Here is a 2,243-nt window from a genome sequence, read left to right on the forward strand (position 1 = left end):
TTGTTTTGCTGCGACACTGTTGAAGGTCGTTTTTATGGTTTTTAGAGGTGACCTTATATCAATGCTCTTGCTACCGTGAAGTATCATGACGAATCCGGAAAAGAGCATGCATATGTTGACGAAGATATAAAAATCAGGATTCAGATGAAACTAGTGAAATCAATACCCAAATGGAGAGGATTAAAGAAATGATACCAACAGATCTATTCGAATTTGCCTACGTGCCGGACTGGTACGGGCAACTGCACGAGCTTGCCGAAATGGCACTGCCGGAGCCGTGGCGGTTCAGAAAGCCAGCAGTAGAAACCAGAAATACAGATACGCCGATTTTAGAGCGGTACATCAATATTATCTTTCGCAAACAAAGCATTGATTACAACACAGAACCAGACCCGGGTAAGGCATCAAAATTCTTTCACATTGAGAATGAATATGCCTGCTTTCATACCGGACTTTATAATCAGAGATACAAGGCAATTTACGCATATTTTGAACGCAATAAGAAACGAGAAACGACTTTTAATTGGTTTTTTCGTGGCTTCTGCGATGAAATATCGCCAAGATTGAAATACATCGAACCTTTGCCGGAAAAGCCGAGATTCCCAACGATTCAGAATGGCATCAATTTCAATCCGGAATGGCAGATTCGTGTGAATGTGGATCACATTCTGGGAGATGCAGAAAATCTGGAACGCATTCCTGCAAAAATCCGAAAAGCTAAAAACTTACCGCTTCTTCTGGAAACAGCAGTGGAGCTTGCCAGAAGACAAGCTGTTGTAGAACCTGGATTGGTTGTGCCGCAGGGTTACCAGAATAAATTACAATATCTTTTGCCAATATGCCTGACCAACATAAAGAAACCTGATCTTGCCATGACAATTTCTGTGATGGACGGATATTATCTTGGAAATACCTGTCTGACGCTGGAGATGGCTTATCTGAATGCGAGATTGATCGCACGGCCGATTGCCCCATGGCTGACTGATCTGGTGAAATAAGAAAAAATTTCAATATGCTAAAAATCCGATGAGATACATGTACTTTTGTGCCTTATCGGATTTTTTGCTTTTTCTGATTCATTTTAGAATGGTGAGATTTTTATATGTACATAGAAGATTTTCAAGTAACCTTATATATCAAAGAAAAATAAGTCTGAATACATATGTGAAAACTTTGTGAAATTTCATCAAATAGGAAATGGGCTTTCCTATTTAGACTGTACAATAAAATATAGGAAATAAAGTAAGGAAGGAGGGGAAAAGCTGTGAATGCAGTCGAACGCAGGAAAGAAATCATGCGAATTCTGAATGTGAGACGACATGAAACGATGCAAGTATTAGCATCTGAATTGGGCGTTACTGACAGAACAATTCGCAATGATATTACAATCCTCACAGCTGAGTACCCTCTTCAAACCAGTCGTGGCATTTACGGCGGAGTTTCTCTCCCGGATTGGTTTCGTCTAAATAAAAACCTTTTTTCGGAAGAAGAAACAACGGTTCTGGAAGAAATGCTCTTAAAGGCAGATGAACATCAAAGTCAGATATTAAAACAACTGCTTGCCAGATTCGGTCCCAATACATATCGCCACTGTAAAGCATAAGGAGAAAAAAGTGAAAGAAATCTTAAAAATCCCCATTAAAGCTGCCCTATATCAGCATCAGCAAAACGCCTGCCAGTTTGCCTGTGAACGCTTCGGCATTCTGCCATCGGATGTACATAGTAACGGTGTGGCACTGCTCATGGAAATGGGCTGTGGCAAAACGATCACCAGCATTGCAATAGCGGGAATTCTGCATAAGTGTCGTCATATTCGAAAAATCCTGATTACAGCACCGCTGTCCATTCTTGGTGTATGGGAACAGGAATTTGCACGTTTTGCAGATTTTCCATATCAGCTGACCATTCTGAAAGGCAGCAGTACCCAGAAAAAGGAACAGCTTTCCAGACTGCATGGAAATGGTCTTCAAATTGCAGTGGTCAACTATGAATCTGCATGGCGGCTGGAAAAAGAACTGCTTGCCTTTAATGCCGACCTTATCATTGCAGACGAGGCACACAAAATCAAGGAAAACCGCACGGCACAGTCTAAAGCCATGCACCGTCTCGGAGACAAGGCAAGATACAAGCTTCTTCTGACCGGTACACTCATAACCAACAAAGAACTTGATGTCTTTTCTCAGTACCACTTTCTGAACAAAGATATTTTCGGGACAAGCTTCTATGTATTCCGCAATCGTTAC

Annotated in this window: 4 protein-coding genes; all 4 read left to right on the forward strand. The window is 41.3% G+C overall.

Translation table 11 applies throughout. The features are described 5' to 3' along the window. Positions 1–57 precede the first annotated feature (57 nt). The gene (locus QZ375_RS14345) at positions 58–192 is read left to right on the forward strand and encodes a helix-turn-helix domain-containing protein (protein WP_365729290.1); all 135 of its coding nucleotides are present in this window, start codon (positions 58–60) and stop codon (positions 190–192) included. After that, the gene (locus QZ375_RS14160; protein WP_295220036.1) at positions 189–998 is read left to right on the forward strand and encodes a DUF3825 domain-containing protein; all 810 of its coding nucleotides are present in this window, start codon (positions 189–191) and stop codon (positions 996–998) included. Before QZ375_RS14345 ends, QZ375_RS14160 begins: the two co-directional genes overlap by 4 nt. A gap of 266 nt (positions 999–1,264) precedes the next feature. Continuing rightward, on the forward strand, positions 1,265–1,603 hold the full coding sequence (locus tag QZ375_RS14165; protein WP_295220038.1) for an HTH domain-containing protein: 339 nt from the start codon (positions 1,265–1,267) through the stop codon (positions 1,601–1,603). A 10-nt stretch (positions 1,604–1,613) separates the two neighbouring features. Then, a partial coding sequence (locus QZ375_RS14170) for an SNF2-related protein (RefSeq protein WP_295220040.1) occupies positions 1,614–2,243 on the forward strand: 630 nt, incomplete at its 3' end.

The sequence above is a fragment of the Ruminococcus sp. genome, assembly GCF_019417665.1.
GTDB lineage: Bacteria > Bacillota > Clostridia > Oscillospirales > Ruminococcaceae > Ruminococcus_C.

Excerpts from the sequence above, each read along its gene's own strand:
- QZ375_RS14160 (WP_295220036.1), top strand. The coding sequence starts at position 189 with ATGATACCAACAGATCTATTCGAATTTGCCTACGTGCCGGACTGGTAC.